Genomic DNA, 16,024 nt, shown 5'->3' on the forward strand with positions numbered 1-16,024 from the left:
TTAGCCCAGCACAGTCTGCGCGACGATATTTCTTTGCACTTCATTGCTGCCACCGTAGATCGTGGTCTTGCGCAGGTTGAAGTAGGTGGACGCCAGCGGCGCGTTGGCGGTGACGCCGCCTGGGAAGTTTCCTTGCCATCCGGCCTCCATGGCCTCTTCGATGAAGGGCAGGCTGAACGGGCCGGCGGCCAGCATCATCAGCTCGGCGTAGCGCTGCTGGATCTCGCTGCCGCGGATCTTCAGGAGGCCCGCGATGTCGAGCGAGTTCTTGCCCGACTTCTCGGCCGACAACACGCGCAGCACCAGCATTTCCAGTGCCACGATGTCCACTTCGAGCAGCGCGATCTGGTCACGGAAGCGCTGGTCTTCCCACATGCCTTCGGCCTTGGCGATGCGCTTCAAGCGCTCCAGCTCGCGCTTGCTGCGGTTCACATCGGCGATGTTGGTGCGCTCGTGGGACAGCAGGTGCTTGGCGTAGGTCCAGCCCTTGTTCTCTTCGCCGATCAGGTTCTCGGCAGGCACTTCGACGTTGTCGAAGAACACTTCGTTGACCTCGCACTCGCCATCCAGCAGCTTGATGGGGCGCACGGTCACGCCCTTGGACTTCATGTCCAGCAGCAGGAAGGAGATACCCGTCTGCGGCTTGCCCTCGGTGCTGGTGCGCACCAGGTTGAACATCCAGTCACCGTACTGGCCGAGGGTCGTCCAGGTCTTCTGGCCGTTGACGATGTACTTGTCGCCCACGCGCTCGGCGCGGGTCTTGACCGAGGCCAGGTCCGAGCCGGAGCCCGGTTCGCTGTAGCCCTGGCTCCACCACACCTCTCCGCTGGCGATGCCGGGCAGAAAGCGCTTTTGCTGCTCGGCGTTGCCGAACGCCATGATCACCGGCGCCACCATCACCGGGCCGAAGGGCACGATGCGGGGCGCGCCCGCCAGGGCGCATTCTTCTTCGAACAAATGCTTTTGCACGGCCGTCCAGCCGGGACCGCCGAATTGCTGGGGCCAGCCAAAGCCCAGCCAGCCCTTCTTGCCCAGGATCTTGGCCCAGCCCTGCAGGTCGTCGCGGGTCAGGCGCAGGGCGTTGTGCACCTTGTGCGAAATTTCTTTCGGTAGATTGGCGTGAACCCAGGCGCGAATCTCTTCGCGGAAGGCCTGCTCTTCAGGGGTGAATGCGAGATCCATGCGGTTTGTCTCCAAGTGATCCCGCATTTGTAGCACGGTCGTTCGTTTTAGTCCTGTCCGGGTGGTGACATTTGGTCGGCCATGCCCAGCTCGGCACACAGCCGCTGCACCGTGGCCTGGAGGGCGGCCACCTGGCCTTCGAGGGCGTCCACGCGGGCCTGCAGCGCGGCGGGTGCGCTGCCTCCACTGCTGCTGCTGGCGGCAGGCGCTGCGGCGCTGGTGTCCACCGGGCCGCACAGCAGGTGCGCCCAGCGCTGCTCGCGCGCACCGGGGGCACGCGGCAGCAGCACGACCAGCGGGCCGCCCTTTTCGGCACTGCGCTCCTGCAGCTCGTCCAGAAAGGCCTCGACCGACGAGATATCGGCAAAGCGGTACCAGCGCTCGGAATTGATGCGCAGCTCGCCCGCCGTCTGGGGGCCGCGCAGCACCAACAGGCCCAGCAGCACGGCCGACTGCTCGGGCACGCCCACGCCGCGCTGAAAGTTGTGCTCCCAGCGCGTGGTGCGGTTGCCGCTGCTCTCGAACGCCAGCGTCAGGAGCTTGAGCGAGTCCAGCGCTTCCTGCGCCTCGGCGTCGCTCAGGTTCATCACCGGGTCGCGGCTGGTCTTCTGGTTGCAGCCGGTGACCAGGCCGTTGAGCGACATGGGGTAGCTGTCGGGCACGGTGCGGGCTTTCTCCATCAGGGTGGCCAGCACGCGGGCTTCGGCGGCGGTCAGGGGGCGGGTGGTCGGGTCGAAGGGCATGGCTGGGATAATCCGGTGCAATTTATGAAGAACAGCGTCAAGAACATCGTCATTTTGATCTCAGGCGGCGGCTCCAACATGGCGGCCATCGTGCGCACCGCGCAGCAAGAGAACTGGCAGCAGCGCTACGGCGCCCGCGTGGTGGCCGTCGTCAGCAACAAACCCGAGGCCGCCGGCCTGGCCTTTGCGCGCGAGCAGGGCATTGCCGCCGAGGCGCTGGACCACAAGGGTTTTGCCAGCCGCGAGGCCTTCGATGCCGAGCTGGCCACGTTGATCGACCGGCACGAGCCCGCATTGGTGGTGCTGGCAGGCTTCATGCGCATTCTGACCCCCGGCTTCGTGGAGCGGTATGCGGGGCGGCTGATCAACATCCACCCGTCCCTGCTGCCGGCCTTCACCGGCCTGCATACGCACCAGCGCGCCATCGACGCGGGCTGCAAGGTGGCCGGAGTCACCGTGCACCAGGTGACGGCAGAGCTGGATGTGGGCCCCATCCTGGACCAGGCCGTGGTGCCGGTGCTGCCCGGCGACACGGCGGACACGCTGGCGGCCCGCGTGCTCACCCAGGAGCACGTGATCTACCCCCGCGCCGTGCGGGCGCTGGTGCAGCGGCTGTAGGTGCCGCGTCCGACAGTTTGCTATTGATTTAATAGCTGATGCCGCTTGTCTATCAAGCGGTAGAAGCCATTTTTGCGCTGAGAACACGGCCATGCACTGCCATGGCGGTGCACAGGGCCGCATCAGCCATGGGATGCAGGCGGCACCGATCCCTCTTCGCACTTCACAAAGCGGGGTCGCAGCACGCCGTCCACCAGCACCGGCTCTTCGAACATGGCGGCCGGCCGCACCCACAGGCCGTGCCGGCCATACAGCGCGCGGTACAGCGTCATCGGCTCCAGGGTCTCGCTGTGGCGCACGGTGTCGATCACCTCGTAGAGCATTCCCTTGTAGTGGCGGTACAGGCCGGGCGGGGTGCTGATCAGTTCGGGCAGGTCGTCGTCGTTCATGGGTGCGTCTTGGTGTCTTGGTGATTGGTGGGTGGTTCGTTAGGATGCGGGGTTGTGCCAGCTTCAGCATTTTGTGCGGCGGCGGGGTGGCCCCCTTCCGGCACGGGGTTTGCCAGCGGGCTGCCCGGCACAGAAAAATAAGCAACCATACAGAGGGAGAGGGACACCCGTGGATCAGGCAGATTTTGTGCACCTGGTGCGCATGAGCGAGCATGCCAGTGCCGACAACAGCCGCGCCTACCGACGCAGCGTGGCCGCTTTTGCGGCGCTGGGCTATGCGTGGGTGCTGGGCTGCCTGGCGCTGGCCGTCGGCATCGTGCTGTGGGTGGTGCCCCAGGTCCTGCACGGGCGCTTTCGGCTGGCCATGGTGTGGCTGCTGCTGGGAGCGGTGGGCCTGCTGTGGGTGAGCCTGCGGGCGCTGTGGGTGCGGCTCGAGCCCCCGGGCGGTGTGGAGATCACGGCACTGGAGGCGCCGGAATTGTTCGAGGCACTCGAGCGCATCCGCCGCAAGATCAAGGGGCCGCCCATCCACACGGTGCGGCTCGACAGCGAGTTCAACGCCAGCATCCAGCAGGTGCCCCGCTTTGGACTGCTGGGCGGCGCCGTCAACCACCTGACCATTGGCTTGCCGCTCTTGATGGCGCTGGACCGCCCGCGTTTCCTGGCGGTGCTGGCCCACGAATATGGGCACCTGCGCGGCGACCACGGCCGGTTTGCCGCCTGGATCTACCGCACCCGCCTGTCGTGGATGCGCCTGAACTACAGCCTGTCCGATGACGAGGGCCCGGCCGCAGCGGCCACGCAGGCCTTCATGCGCTGGTACTTTCCGCGGTTTTCGGCCAAGACCTTTGCGCTGGCACGGCAGGACGAGTACGAGGCCGACCGCATCGCCGGCCGCTTGCTGGGCCGCGAGGTGACGGCGGCGGCCTTGGCCGAGATCGAGATCCGCGGCGCCTGGCTGCACGAAGAGTTCTGGGGCCAACACTGGTGCGGCGCCGCAGGCAACCCGCTGCCCGTGGGGCCCTACCGCGGCATGCGACGCCGCCTGGCCGAGCCGCCGGACGCTGCCTTTGCCAACGATGCGATGCGCCAGGCGCTCAAGCGCATCAGCAGCGTGGACGACACCCACCCGGGCCTGCGCGACCGCATCGAGGCACTGGACGCCGCACCCACCGTGCCCGACTGGTCGCGCGGCAACGCGCTGGGCCTGCTGGGCCCCGAGGCCAAGCGCTGGGTGGCGCATTTCGACAAAGAGTGGTGCCGTGACAACGCCACCGAATGGAAGCAGCACCACGCCTGGCTGGAGCGGGTGCGCGCCCGCGCCGAGGCGCTGGGCGCATCCACCGCCCAGAGCAGCGCGGTCGAGCTGGTGGAGCTGGCACGCCTCAAGCGCCACCTGGACCCGCGTGCCAATGTGCGCCCGCTGTACGAGACCGCGCTGGCACGCAGCCCCGAACACCCGGCCGCCTTGCGCGGGCTGGTCACCTGCCTGGCCGACGACGACCGCGACGGCAAGCTGGCGCTGCTGCACCGGCTGTGGGACACCGCCAGCGGCGACCGCTTCTGGGCCGCGCGCACGGCGCTGGCCGAGCTCGAAACCCCCCGCCTGGGCAAGGAGCACGACGCCGCCGCCTTCAAGCAGTGGCGCAAGCGCCTGGAGCGCGCGCAGGAGTCCGAGGACCGGGCGTGGGAGGAGCTGTCGGGCACCTCGTTCTTCAGCCAGATCTCGCGCCACGACCTGAGCGAGTTCGAGCTGGCCGAGCTCAAGGCAGAGCTCGCGCGCTGCGTGCCGCTGGCCCGCTGCTGGCTGGTGCGCAAGAACCTGCGCGAGTACGCACAGCGCCGGGCCTACCTGCTGTTCGTGGAGTTGCCGGGCCTGGACGACGACAGCCGCTACCACCTGTGCCGCGCGCTGGAGCGCAACCTGAGCATCCCCGGGCCCACCCTGGCGCTGTGGGCGGGCGAGTCGCCCACGCTCAAGGAGATTCAGCGCTACGCTTTCGATCCGATCTTCACCAGGTAGATGCATAAGCCCCCCTGAGACGCTTCGCGTCTTCCCCCCAGGGGGACGCCACCGGTGGCCTGGCAAAGCCAGTTCCACGGTGGCACTGGCCTGGCGCGTGCCTGTTTCAGCCTCTGCGCACCGTCTTTGCGCTTGAACCCGGCGCTGCCAAATGCCAGCGGACCCCGCGCAAGGGCCGCCCCGCCGCGATACAGGGGGGCTTCCAGGGTGGGACAATAGAGGGATGCATCCCAAAGTTCTTCTCGACGCCTGCGCCGAACTCGTCCGACTCACCCTCACCTTCGAACACCCCGCCGACGCGGTGGTGTCGCGCTTTTTCCGTGACAACCGGGGCCTGGGGCCCCGCGAGCGGGCCACGCTGGCCGAAACGGTCTACACCGTGCTGCGCAAGAAGCTGCTGTTTGACCACATGGCCCCCTCGGGCTCCGGCCCCAAGGAGCGGCGCCTGGCCATCCTGGGCTTTCACGGCCCGCGCGACTTTCTGAACGGCGCCCTGACCGACCAGGAAAAGAACTGGCTCGACCAATGCGACGCCGTGACGGTGGACGACCTGATGGAGCGCCACCGCCACAACCTGCCCGAATGGCTGGTGCAGCCCCTGAAGGACCAGCTGGGCACGGGCTTCTGGCCGCTGGTGGAGAGTTTGTCGAACGCCGCGCCGCTGGACCTGCGCGTCAACGCCCTGCAGGACAAGCGCGCCGATGTGCAAAAGGAACTCGCCAAGGCCGGCATCAAGGCCGTGCCCACGCCGTACTCGCCCTGGGGCCTGCGCATCGACGGCAAGCCGGCGCTGACCAAGCTCGATGTCTTTACCCGTGGCGCCGTGGAGGTGCAGGACGAGGGCTCCCAACTGCTGGCCCTGCTGCTCGACGCCAAGCGCGGCGAGATGGTGGTGGACTTTTGCGCCGGTGCCGGCGGCAAGACGCTGGCCATCGGTGCCAGCATGCGCAGCACGGGCCGCCTGTATGCGTTCGACGTGTCGGGCCACCGGCTCGATGCCTTGAAGCCCCGCCTGGCCCGCAGCGGGCTGTCCAACGTTCACCCCGCAGCCATCGCCCACGAACGCGATGACCGCGTCAAGCGCCTGGCGGGCAAGATCGACCGCGTGCTGGTCGACGCACCGTGCTCGGGCCTGGGCACGCTGCGCCGCAACCCCGACCTCAAGTGGCGCCAGACGCCCAAGGCGGTGGAAGAACTGGTGGCCAAGCAGACGGCCATCCTGGCCAGCGCCGCGCGCCTGCTCAAGTCCGGCGGCCGGCTGGTGTATGCCACCTGCAGCATCCTGCCGCAGGAGAACGAGGCCATCGCCGAGGCTTTCAGCGCCGCGCACCCCGACTTCGTGCTGGTGGATGCCGGCGAGCTGCTGGCCCAGCTCAAGGTCGAGGGCGCCCCGCAGCTGTGCAGCGGCGGCGAGTCCGGCACTGGATATCTGCGCCTGTGGCCCCATGTGCACCACACCGACGGGTTCTTTGCGGCGGTCTGGACGAGGAAGTAAGCCCCCCCCTGAGCCGCTGCGCGTCTTCCCCCAAGGGGGACGCCACCGGTGGCCCGGCGGAGCCGGTTCCACGGTGGCACTGGCATGGGCCGCGCCGGTTGCGCCGCAAGTGACGAAACGGGCGTGGGAGTTGCGGTTCCGCTCGTTGCGCAGTCCGTTCTGGCGCCCAGTCTGCACGGCCTTGTCGTGAAGGCGACTCAGGGGCCAAGTCACTCTGGGTACTGTGGATAACCTCCAGTCTGAAATGGGGGGCGCGCTTTAAAATTGACAGTCCCGCCACCGCTGGTGCCCGGGTGTTTTGTACGAGGTATTTTTGAATATGCTGTTACCCGACTGGACTGTGCTGAACGCCGCCATCGACTGGCTGGGCCACGGGCTGTGGGACTTGGCCTGGTGGGAGATCGTGCTCTACACGCTGGCGACGACGCACATCACCATTGCGGCCGTCACGATCTTCCTGCACCGCTCGCAGGCGCACCGGTCGGTCGACCTGCATGCGATCCCTTCGCATTTCTTCCGCTTCTGGCTGTGGCTCGGCACCGGCATGGTGACCAAGGAGTGGGTGGCCATCCACCGCAAGCACCACGCCAAGTGCGAAACCGTGGACGACCCGCACAGCCCGCAGACCCGGGGCCTCGATACCGTGATGTGGCGCGGCGCCGAGCTGTACCGCGCCGAGTCGAAGAACCCCGAGACCATGAAGAAGTTCGGCCACGGCACGCCCGATGACTGGATGGAACGCAATGTCTACACCCGCTTTGGCTGGCAGGGCGTGGGCGTGATGCTGGTGCTCAACCTCGCGCTGTTCGGCGCAGCGGGCGCCGCGGTCTGGGCCGTGCAGATGCTGTGGATCCCGTTCTGGGCGGCCGGTGTGGTCAACGGCGTGGGTCACTACTGGGGCTACCGCAACTTCGAGGCGCAGGACGCCAGCACCAACCTCTCGCCCTGGGGCGTGATCATTGGCGGCGAAGAGCTGCACAACAACCACCATACCTATCCCACGTCGGCCAAGTTCTCGGTCAAGCCGTACGAGTTCGACATCGGCTGGGCCTACATCAGCCTGATGAAGAAAGTGGGCTGGGCCACTGTCAAGAAGGTGCCGCCCAAGCTGCAGCTGGGCGACGTGAAGCCCGTGGCCGATGAAAAGACGCTGGAGGCGCTGATCGCCAACCGCTACGAGGTGATGGCCGGCTACGCTCGCGGCGTGCGTCAGGCCTGCAAGGAAGAGATTGCCGCGCTCAAGGCCCGCCAGGCGGACGTCTCGGTACTGACCGCCGCCAAGCGCTGGCTGCACCGCGATGCCGAGAAGGTGCCCGCGGGCGCTCTGCCGCAACTGGCCCAGGCGCGCGCCGCCCACCCGGCGCTCGACAAGATGGTCACCATGCGCGAAGAGCTGCGTCAGCTGTGGCTCAACACGTCCCAGTCGCGCGAGCAACTGACGGCCGACCTGCAAGCCTGGTGCCGCCGCGCGGAAGAAAGCGGCATTGCCGCGCTGCGCGAGTTCTCGCTGCGGCTGCGCGCGGCGCAGGCCTGAAGCGCCCCAGCCCTGGCGTTCAGCGCCCAAGGCCTTGCCATCTGGCAAGGCCTTTTTCTTTGGGCACAACCATGGGTCAGGCAATGTGTCCTTCGCGATCGGCCATCAGCCATCAGTCGTTAGCGCAGCGCGGGCACATTGCCAAACGTGCGGTCCTGGGCGGTTTTGTCGCGGCCTGCAAACGCTGTGCGCAGCAGGTGCCGTGCCTGATGCCAAAGCCCCGGCGCGGGCGCTTGTTCGATGACCTGGATCTCTGCGCGGCCGGGCAGGGCGTTGTCCACCTGCACCCAGGTGGTCTGGGTGCTCGATCCCGAATGCCGATGATCGCCCGCGCCAAGCCGTGCCTGCGGCGGGGTGTGCAGGGCATGTCCGCAGTCTTGTGGCGCAAAGCGCAGCGACACCTCCCCCTGGGTGGTGTGCAGCACGCTGCCGGGCGGCAGGCACAGCCACAGGCTTTGGCCGGAGGTGAGGCCCAGGGTGACTGCGGCCGATGGGGCGGTGGTGTGGGCGGCGGCTGAATTGGCGGACGGCGTGGCGGATTGCGTGGGCGTTGGCATGGTGCGGGCTCCTCAGGAAGTGGCTGCAGTGAGGCTCCAGCGTAAAAAAATCGTTGCCAGTCCGACAGGTACACGGCTGTGCAGGAACAGGTAGAACAGCAGCGATTACTGGCGTGCTGTTATGGTCCTGTCTGCGCGTTCCTGTATCTGTTGCCGCAGCGGGCGCTGGGGCACGATGCACTTCACGGCTGCCGAGCCCGCGCCACCGTTCTGCAGCAGCACCCTTTACCAGTCATGTCCCATTCCACCGACTCGCGGGATGCCCCGCTCTACCGCCAGCTGGCGGCCTTGTATGAACAGGCGATCGCCGCCGGCAGCCTGACGCCCGGCATGCGCATGCCGTCGGTGCGGGAGCTGTGCCAGCGGCACCAGGTGAGTCTGTCCACCGCGCTGCAGGTGCTGCGCCACCTCGAATCTCTGGGTTGCGTCGAGGCGCGCGAGCGGGTGGGCTACTTTGTGCGGGAGCCGGGTGACGTGGCGCTGCCCCGGGCGCGCGAGCCCGAGGTGCACGAACCGCTGGCCCACGACCCGGGTGTTTTCGCTGGCATCAACGAGCGCATTTCCGGCTTTCTCGAAAAAGCCCGCCGCGCGGGCCCGCTGCCGCTGGACCTGGGCAGCGCCATGCCGGCGCCCAGCCTGTTCGATTCCGCGGCGCTCAACCGCCTGGCCCACGCGCTGCTGCGCGAGCAACCCGACATCCTGGTGTACGGCCCGTCGGCGCCCACCACCCACCCGGACTTTCAGCAGGCCATGGCGCGGCATGCGCTCACCTTCGGCGTGTGCATTGCGCCGGGCGACATCGGCGCAACGCTGGGCAACTCCGAGGCGGTGAACCTGGCGCTGGACGCCGTCGCCGAGCCGGGCGACGTGATCGCTGTCGAGTCGCCCACCTTCTTCGGCATCCTGCAGGCCATCGAGGTGCGGGGCCTGCGCGCGCTGGAGATCCCCTGCAGCCCGCACTCCGGCATGTCGCTCGAAGCCCTGGAGCTGGCCGCGCGCAACGAACCGCGGCTCAAGGGCGTGGTGGTGGTGCCCCATCTGCAGATGCCGCAGGGCAGCGTGATGCCCGACGCGCACAAGGAGCGCCTGGTGGCGCTGTGCGTGGAGTACGGCATGGCGCTCATCGAGGACGACATCTACCGGGAGTTCGTGGAGTCGCCGCACGTGCTGCGGCCCGCCAAGGCCTGGGACCGGCAGGGCGATGCAGGGCAGGTGATCTATTGCGCGTCGCTCAGCAAGAGCTTTGCGCCCGGGCTGCGCCAGGGTTGGATGAGCGCGGGGCGCTGGCAGGCCCGCGTGCAGATGATCAAGTTCGCCCGCACGCGCAACATGCAGACCTGGTCGCAGCTGCTGGCCGCACGCAGCGTGGACTCGCCGGCGTACGAGCGGCACATGCGCCGCATGCGGGCGCAGTTGCGCATCCAGCGCGAGCAGGCCGCCCGGGCCGTGGCCCGCTACTTCCCGGCGGGCACGCGCCTGAGCCTGCCGCCCGGCGGGTTGAGCCTGTGGCTGGAGCTGCCAGCGGGCATATCCTCCACGCGCCTGTATGACGATGCGCTGCAAAACGGCATTCGCGTCGCGCCCGGCCCCATGTTCTCCAATACCGGGCGGTACGAGCATTTTCTGCGGCTGAGCTGCGGCATGCCCTTCACGGCGCAGGTGGAAGCGGGCTACCGCACGCTGGGCGCCTTGATGGCTGCGCAGCTGGCCGAGCAGCCTGCTGCGCGCAGGGCGGCATAAGCGGCCAGCAGCAAGGCGAGGCGAGGGGGCAGGGTCCACCACCAGCCCGCATGTTGCAGCCGGCGAGCGGCAATAAAAAAACCGCCCTGAAAAGGGCGGTTTTTTGAAGGAATCCAGCCGAATTACTTCAGCTTGATTTCCTTGTACTCGACGTGCTTGCGAGCTTTGGGATCAAATTTCATGATCAGCATCTTCTCGGGCATCGTCTTCTTGTTCTTGGTCGTGGTGTAGAAGTGACCGGTACCCGCAGTGGATTCCAGCTTGATCTTGTCGCGTCCGCCTTTGCTTGCCATGGTGCTTCTCCTTAGGCTTGACCACGTGCGCGCAGGTCTGCGAGCACCGAGTCGATACCGTTCTTGTCGATCAAACGCAGGGCAGCGCTCGAAACGCGCAGGCGAACCCAGCGGTTTTCGGTCTCGACCCAGAAACGGCGGTATTGCAGGTTCGGCAGGAACCGGCGCTTGGTTTTGTTGTTGGCGTGGGAAACATTGTTCCCCGTCATGGGCTTCTTGCCCGTTACTTCGCAGACGCGTGCCATGAGGACACTCCGATACTTTTTAACGGCCGTTTGCGGGCGCCCTGGGCAATGTTTGCCGAGGGCTCGCTGGCGGCCTCACCTCGCCAGAAGGGTGGCGGTAACCCGATTTTGCTGCCCGAACTCCCGCGCAAAGGCGTAGCCGAATTCAGCAAAGCCACGGATTATAGCCTGAAGCCCGCTTTTTGTCGCCTGGCTGCCCCGAGGCGCACAAATGCATGGCGGGGAGCGGCCCGCGCAGCGCCCAAGCCTGGGGCGCTAAAGCGATCAACTTTCCTGTTCGAGGAAGCGCTGGGCGTCCAGCGCAGCCATGCAGCCCGTGCCGGCGCTGGTGATGGCCTGGCGGTACACATGGTCCTGCACGTCGCCTGCGGCAAACACGCCCGGCACGCTGGTCTGCGTGGCAAAACCCTTGAGGCCGCCCTGGGTGATGATGTAGCCGTTTTCCATCTGCAGCTGGCCCTGGAAGATCTCGGTATTGGGCGCATGGCCGATGGCGATGAAGCAGCCCTGCAGCTGGATGTCTTCCGTACTGCCGTCCTTGGTGCTCTTGATGCGGATGCCGGTCACGCCGGTGTGGTCGCCCAGCACTTCGTCGAGCGTGTTGAACAGCTTGAGCTCGATCTTGCCAGCCGCCACCTTGTCATTGAGCTTGTCCACCAGGATGGGCTCGGCCTTGAACTTGTCGCGGCGATGCACCAACGTGACCTTGCGGGCGATGTTCGACAGGTACAGCGCTTCTTCCACCGCCGTGTTGCCGCCGCCCACCACGCAGACGTCCTGCTCGCGGTAGAAGAAGCCGTCGCAGGTGGCGCAGCCGGACACGCCCTTGCCCATGAAGGCCTCTTCCGAAGGCAGGCCCAGGTACTTGGCCGATGCGCCCGTGGCCAGGATCAGCGCGTCGCAGGTGTAGGTGCCGCTGTCGCCGGTGAGCGTGAAGGGCCGCTGGCTGAAATCGACCTTGTTGATGTGATCAAAGATCACTTGGGTCTTGAAGCGCTCTGCGTGCTCCAGAAAGCGCTGCATCAGCTCGGGGCCCTGCACGCCGTGCACGTCGGCAGGCCAGTTGTCCACCTCGGTCGTGGTCATCAGCTGGCCGCCCTGGGCCATGCCGGTGATGAGCACGGGATTCAGATTGGCGCGTGCTGCATAGACGGCCGCCGTGTAGCCCGCAGGGCCGGAGCCGAGAATCAGAACTTTCGCGTGTTGGGTGGTGGACATGGTAAAAGCCTGTGTTTTGCGCCCGCGACATGGGGCACTGTTGGGGAAAGCTGGGGGTTTGGGCGCCAAGTATCAACCGCTCGGGGTCTCCGCAAGCCGCTCCAATTTCAATCACGGCGATTGTAAGAACCGATTGATAACCCGTTGCGGCGCCGGTGGAGCCGCTCACCAAGAGAGAGAGGATGTTTCCATGTCGACGATGTTGTCCAACCTGGACCTGTTGCGCCGGGTGCCCCTGTTCTCGCTGCTCACCGTGACGCAGGCCGAGGTGATCAGCGGCGCGGTGATCAAGCGCCGCTTCAAGCGCGGCGAGCCACTGGTCGAGCAAGGGCAAAAGTCCGACGCGCTGTTCATTTTGCTCACTGGGCGCGCCCGGGTCATGACGTCCGACAGCCGGGGCCGCGAGGTGATCCTGGCCACCCTGTCGCCGGGCGACTACCTGGGCGAGATGAGCATCATCGACAACGAGCCGCACTCCGCCACTGTGCGCGCCGAGGTGCAGACCGACGTGCTGATGCTCGGCCGCACCGAGTTTGCGCGCTGCCTGACCGAGAACGCCTCGATGTCGCTGGTAGTGATGCGCGGCCTGGTCAAGCGCCTGCGCCATGCCGACCGCAAGATCGAATCGCTGGCCCTGCTGGACGTGTACGGCCGCGTGGCGCACGCACTGCTCGACTTCGCCGTGCCCGATGCGCAGGGCCAGTTGATCATCAAGGACAAGATCTCCCGCCAGGACCTGGCCAAGATGGTGGGCGCCTCCCGCGAGATGGTCAGCCGCGTGATGAAAGACCTGGAAGAACGCGGCTTCATCGAGGCGCTGCCCAGCGGCGCGACGCTGCTCAAGGACCGGCTGAACGCGCTGGGCTGACAGCGCCGACACTGTCGACTGGCGCCGGTCAGGAGTTGCCGCCAGTGCTTGGGGTAAGCTCGCTCGGCACGCATATGACCTATTCCCTCAATACCCTGAACGCATCGTCCGCGGCCAAGTCGCCGCCCCGCACGGGTGCCGCCCGTTTCGGCCATGAGATCGGCCTGATGCTGGGCCTGCTGGCCCTGGTTTTCTGGCTGCTGGCGCTGGTGAGCTACTCCGCGCAGGACGCGGCTTTTTCCAATTCCGGCGCACGGGATGTCCGCATGGTGGCCAACTGGGCGGGGCGTTTTGGCGCCTGGCTGGCCGATGGCAGCTACTTTGCGCTGGGCTTCTCCGTATGGTGGTGCGTGGCGGCGGGCGTGCGCGCCTGGCTTTCGTCGCTGGCGCGCTGGATGCGTGGTGGCGAACAGGTGCCGGGTGCCGCGACCCCGATGCAGCGCCGAGCGCTGTTCTGGGTGGGGCTGGTGGTGCTGCTGTGCGCCAGCACCGCGCTGGAGTGGTCGCGGCTGTATCGCTTCGAAGCACTGCTGCCGGGCGGGCATGCCGGCGGGGTGCTGGGCTATGTCACCGGGCCTGCCAGCGTGAAGTGGCTGGGCTACACCGGCTCGGCCCTGCTGTCGATCGTGCTGGCGGTGCTGGGGGCTGCGCTGGTGTTTCGCTTCTCGTGGGGACACGTGGCCGAGGTGCTGGGGTCGCGCATCGACACCTTGGTGCAGTCGCGCCTGGCCAAGCGGGAAGTCGCCAAGGATGTGGCGGTGGGGCGCAAGGCCGCGCGCGAGCGTGCCGTGGTGGTGCTGGAAGAGCGCACCGAGAGCGAGGTGCACCACCCCGAGCCCATCCAGATCATCGAGCCCATCCTGGTGGATGTGCCGCAAAGCACCCGGGTGGTGAAAGAGCGCCAAAAGCCCCTGTTCACCGAGATGCCCGACAGCAAGCTGCCGCTGGTGGACTTGCTCGACGGCCCGCAGCAGCGCCAGGAAACCGTGGCGCCCGAGACGCTGGAGATGACCAGCCGGCTCATCGAGAAAAAGCTCAAGGACTTTGGCGTGGAGGTGCGTGTGGTGGCGGCCATGCCTGGCCCGGTGATCACGCGCTACGAGATCGAGCCCGCTACGGGCGTGAAGGGCTCGCAGATCGTGGGCCTGGCCAAGGATCTGGCGCGCTCGCTCAGCCTGGTGTCCATCCGCGTGGTGGAGACCATCCCCGGCAAGAATTTCATGGCGCTGGAGCTGCCCAACGCCAAACGCCAGTCGATCCGCCTGTCCGAGATCCTGGGCTCGCAGGTCTACCACGAGGCCAAGAGCATGCTCACCATGGGCCTGGGCAAGGACATCGTGGGCAACCCGGTGGTGGCAGACCTCGCCAAGATGCCACACGTGCTGGTGGCCGGTACCACCGGCTCGGGCAAGTCGGTGGGTATCAACGCGATGATCCTGTCGCTGCTGTACAAGGCCGAGGCGCGCGATGTGCGCCTGTTGATGATCGACCCCAAGATGCTGGAAATGTCGGTCTACGAAGGCATCCCGCACCTGCTGGCACCTGTGGTCACCGACATGAAGCAGGCGGCGCACGGCCTGAACTGGTGCGTGGCCGAGATGGAGCGGCGCTACAAGCTGATGTCCAAGCTGGGGGTGCGCAACCTGGCGGGCTACAACGTCAAGATCGACGAGGCCAAGGCGCGCGAGGAGTTCATCTACAACCCCTTCAGCCTGACGCCCGAAGAGCCCGAGCCACTGCAGCGCCTGCCGCACATCGTGGTCATCATCGACGAGCTGGCCGACCTGATGATGGTGGTGGGCAAGAAGATCGAAGAGCTGATCGCCCGGCTGGCGCAAAAGGCGCGCGCGGCGGGCATCCATCTCATCCTGGCCACTCAGCGCCCCAGCGTGGATGTGATTACCGGCCTGATCAAGGCCAACATCCCCACCCGCATCGCGTTCTCGGTGGGCTCCAAGATCGACAGCCGCACCATCCTCGACCAGATGGGTGCCGAAGCCCTGCTGGGCATGGGCGACATGCTTTACATGGCCAGCGGCACGGGCCTGCCGATCCGGGTGCACGGCGCCTTCGTGTCGGACGAAGAAGTACACCGTGTCGTCAGCTACCTCAAGCAGCAAGGGGAGCCGGACTACATCGACGGCGTGCTCGAAGGCGGAACTGTGGACGGTGAAGGTGATCTGTCAGGGGAGGGCGGCAGCGGCGATGGGGGCGAGAAAGACCCCATGTACGACCAGGCCGTCGAAGTGGTGCTCAAGGACCGCAAGGCGAGCATCTCGTACGTGCAGCGCAAGCTGCGCATTGGCTACAACCGCTCGGCGCGGCTGCTGGAAGACATGGAAAAAGCCGGTCTGGTCAGTGGCCTCACCGCCAGCGGCCAGCGCGAAGTGCTGGTTCCCAACCGCAGCGAATGAATGACCGGCCCGGCGCAAAGCGGGCCTGCACCTCCCAGGAGTTACTGTTGAAAAAGATCGCCACTGCAATTTTGATAGCTGCTGCCGCAAGCGCAGCCAGCGCTGACGGCCTGAAAAGCCTTGAATCCTTCATGAAGGGTACGCAGACGGGCCGCGCAGACTTCAGCCAGGTGGTCACGTCGCCTCCCAAGGACGGGCAGACCGCGCGCACCAAGACGTCGACCGGCAGCTTCGAGTTTCAGCGGCCTGGCCGCTTCAAGTTCGTCTACAAGAAGCCTTTCGAGCAGACCATCGTGGCCGACGGCCAGACCCTGTGGCTGTACGACGTGGACCTGAACCAGGTCACCCAGCGTGCGCAGGCCCAGGCACTGGGCACCACGCCTGCTGCGCTGCTGGCGTCGGCACCGGACCTGTCGGCCCTCAAGGCCGAGTTCACGCTGGAGAACGCCCCGGACCAGGACGGCCTGCAGTGGGTGCTGGCCACCCCCAAGTCCAAGGACGGCCAGCTCAAGAGCGTGCGCGTGGGCTTTGCCAGCGAGCAATTGGCGGCGCTCGACATTCTGGACAGCTTCGGCCAGCGTTCGCTGATCCGCTTCAACGGCATGCAGGCCAATGCGGCCCTGCCAGCGGGCAACTTCCAGTTCAAGCCACCCGCCGGGGCGGATGTGGTGAAGCAATAACTCTTTGCGCCCTGGGTGCTACCGA

The 16,024-nt window shown here is 66.7% G+C and carries 15 protein-coding genes; 8 read left to right on the forward strand and 7 right to left on the reverse strand.

All coding sequences use genetic code 11. From position 1 onward, the window contains the following. Together ASF16_RS01870 and ASF16_RS01875 are read right to left on the reverse strand one after the other, a co-directional pair. Window positions 1-1,182 (reverse strand): acyl-CoA dehydrogenase family protein, encoded by a 1,182-nt coding sequence (locus ASF16_RS01870; protein ID WP_056161853.1) that lies wholly within the window; start codon window positions 1,180-1,182, stop codon window positions 1-3. A gap of 47 nt (window positions 1,183-1,229) precedes the next feature. Continuing rightward, complete coding sequence (locus tag ASF16_RS01875) at window positions 1,230-1,925, reverse strand: YceH family protein (RefSeq protein ID WP_056161855.1); 696 nt, start codon at window positions 1,923-1,925, stop codon at window positions 1,230-1,232. Window positions 1,926-1,949: 24 nt separating this feature from the next. Here ASF16_RS01875 and purN point away from each other — a divergent pair, with 24 nt between their 5' ends. Continuing rightward, complete coding sequence (gene purN / locus ASF16_RS01880; RefSeq protein ID WP_056161858.1) at window positions 1,950-2,543, forward strand: phosphoribosylglycinamide formyltransferase; 594 nt, start codon at window positions 1,950-1,952, stop codon at window positions 2,541-2,543. A gap of 122 nt (window positions 2,544-2,665) precedes the next feature. On the opposite strand, the gene ASF16_RS01885 is transcribed toward purN, so the two are convergent. Then, window positions 2,666-2,932, reverse strand: coding sequence for a DUF1653 domain-containing protein (locus ASF16_RS01885; protein WP_056161860.1), 267 nt, complete (start codon window positions 2,930-2,932; stop codon window positions 2,666-2,668). 169 nt (window positions 2,933-3,101) lie between these two features. Between ASF16_RS01885 and ASF16_RS01890 the strand changes: the two genes are divergently transcribed. The 3 genes from ASF16_RS01890 (at window position 3,102) to ASF16_RS01900 (ending at window position 7,984) form a co-directional block, all read left to right on the forward strand. Continuing rightward, window positions 3,102-4,955 (forward strand): M48 family metallopeptidase, encoded by a 1,854-nt coding sequence (locus ASF16_RS01890; RefSeq protein ID WP_056161862.1) that lies wholly within the window; start codon window positions 3,102-3,104, stop codon window positions 4,953-4,955. Between the two features lie 223 nt (window positions 4,956-5,178). Then, entirely contained in the window at window positions 5,179-6,450 is a 1,272-nt protein-coding gene (locus ASF16_RS01895) for an RsmB/NOP family class I SAM-dependent RNA methyltransferase (RefSeq protein WP_056161863.1), read from the forward strand. Between the two features lie 319 nt (window positions 6,451-6,769). Continuing rightward, complete coding sequence (locus ASF16_RS01900) at window positions 6,770-7,984, forward strand: fatty acid desaturase (protein ID WP_056161865.1); 1,215 nt, start codon at window positions 6,770-6,772, stop codon at window positions 7,982-7,984. Window positions 7,985-8,103: 119 nt separating this feature from the next. Here ASF16_RS01900 and ASF16_RS01905 read toward each other — a convergent pair whose 3' ends face one another. After that, the gene (locus ASF16_RS01905) at window positions 8,104-8,541 is read right to left on the reverse strand and encodes a hypothetical protein (RefSeq protein WP_056161867.1); all 438 of its coding nucleotides are present in this window, start codon (window positions 8,539-8,541) and stop codon (window positions 8,104-8,106) included. Between the two features lie 234 nt (window positions 8,542-8,775). On the opposite strand from ASF16_RS01905, the gene ASF16_RS01910 reads away from it, so the two are divergent. Beyond that, entirely contained in the window at window positions 8,776-10,281 is a 1,506-nt protein-coding gene (locus ASF16_RS01910) for a PLP-dependent aminotransferase family protein (RefSeq protein ID WP_056161869.1), read from the forward strand. 122 nt (window positions 10,282-10,403) lie between these two features. Here the strand turns inward: ASF16_RS01910 and rpmG are convergent, their stop codons facing one another. The 3 genes from rpmG to trxB all read right to left on the reverse strand — a co-directional run bounded on the left by rpmG (window position 10,404) and on the right by trxB (window position 12,037). Beyond that, a complete protein-coding gene (rpmG, locus tag ASF16_RS01915) occupies window positions 10,404-10,574 on the reverse strand; it encodes a 50S ribosomal protein L33 (RefSeq protein WP_007859760.1) in 171 nt (56 codons plus the stop codon). An 11-nt stretch (window positions 10,575-10,585) separates the two neighbouring features. After that, complete coding sequence (gene rpmB / locus ASF16_RS01920) at window positions 10,586-10,819, reverse strand: 50S ribosomal protein L28 (protein WP_056161871.1); 234 nt, start codon at window positions 10,817-10,819, stop codon at window positions 10,586-10,588. Between the two features lie 264 nt (window positions 10,820-11,083). Beyond that, window positions 11,084-12,037, reverse strand: a complete 954-nt coding sequence (gene trxB, locus ASF16_RS01925; protein WP_056161873.1) for a thioredoxin-disulfide reductase — start codon at window positions 12,035-12,037, stop codon at window positions 11,084-11,086. 190 nt (window positions 12,038-12,227) lie between these two features. Between trxB and ASF16_RS01930 the strand changes: the two genes are divergently transcribed. The 3 genes from ASF16_RS01930 (at window position 12,228) to lolA (ending at window position 15,999) form a co-directional block, all read left to right on the forward strand. Beyond that, complete coding sequence (locus ASF16_RS01930) at window positions 12,228-12,905, forward strand: Crp/Fnr family transcriptional regulator (protein ID WP_056161875.1); 678 nt, start codon at window positions 12,228-12,230, stop codon at window positions 12,903-12,905. Between the two features lie 74 nt (window positions 12,906-12,979). Beyond that, window positions 12,980-15,319, forward strand: a complete 2,340-nt coding sequence (locus ASF16_RS01935; RefSeq protein ID WP_056161876.1) for a DNA translocase FtsK — start codon at window positions 12,980-12,982, stop codon at window positions 15,317-15,319. A gap of 47 nt (window positions 15,320-15,366) precedes the next feature. Continuing rightward, window positions 15,367-15,999: an outer membrane lipoprotein chaperone LolA gene (gene lolA / locus ASF16_RS01940; protein ID WP_056161878.1), complete on the forward strand. Its 633-nt coding sequence runs from the start codon at window positions 15,367-15,369 to the stop codon at window positions 15,997-15,999. The last annotated feature ends 25 nt before the right edge of the window (window positions 16,000-16,024 follow it).

This window comes from Acidovorax sp. Leaf78 (genome assembly GCF_001422735.1).
GTDB lineage: Bacteria > Pseudomonadota > Gammaproteobacteria > Burkholderiales > Burkholderiaceae_C > Acidovorax.

Coding starts and splice junctions, on each gene's coding strand:
- ASF16_RS01900 (WP_056161865.1), top strand. CDS start 6,770: ATGCTGTTACCCGACTGGACTGTGCTGAACGCCGCCATCGACTGGCTG.
- rpmB (WP_056161871.1), bottom strand. CDS start 10,819: ATGGCACGCGTCTGCGAAGTAACGGGCAAGAAGCCCATGACGGGGAAC.
- rpmG (WP_007859760.1), bottom strand. CDS start 10,574: ATGGCAAGCAAAGGCGGACGCGACAAGATCAAGCTGGAATCCACTGCG.
- ASF16_RS01870 (WP_056161853.1), bottom strand. CDS start 1,182: ATGGATCTCGCATTCACCCCTGAAGAGCAGGCCTTCCGCGAAGAGATT.
- ASF16_RS01935 (WP_056161876.1), top strand. CDS start 12,980: ATGACCTATTCCCTCAATACCCTGAACGCATCGTCCGCGGCCAAGTCG.
- trxB (WP_056161873.1), bottom strand. CDS start 12,037: ATGTCCACCACCCAACACGCGAAAGTTCTGATTCTCGGCTCCGGCCCT.
- ASF16_RS01875 (WP_056161855.1), bottom strand. CDS start 1,925: ATGCCCTTCGACCCGACCACCCGCCCCCTGACCGCCGCCGAAGCCCGC.
- ASF16_RS01885 (WP_056161860.1), bottom strand. CDS start 2,932: ATGAACGACGACGACCTGCCCGAACTGATCAGCACCCCGCCCGGCCTG.
- ASF16_RS01910 (WP_056161869.1), top strand. CDS start 8,776: ATGTCCCATTCCACCGACTCGCGGGATGCCCCGCTCTACCGCCAGCTG.
- ASF16_RS01905 (WP_056161867.1), bottom strand. CDS start 8,541: ATGCCAACGCCCACGCAATCCGCCACGCCGTCCGCCAATTCAGCCGCC.
- purN (WP_056161858.1), top strand. CDS start 1,950: ATGAAGAACAGCGTCAAGAACATCGTCATTTTGATCTCAGGCGGCGGC.
- ASF16_RS01895 (WP_056161863.1), top strand. CDS start 5,179: ATGCATCCCAAAGTTCTTCTCGACGCCTGCGCCGAACTCGTCCGACTC.
- ASF16_RS01930 (WP_056161875.1), top strand. CDS start 12,228: ATGTCGACGATGTTGTCCAACCTGGACCTGTTGCGCCGGGTGCCCCTG.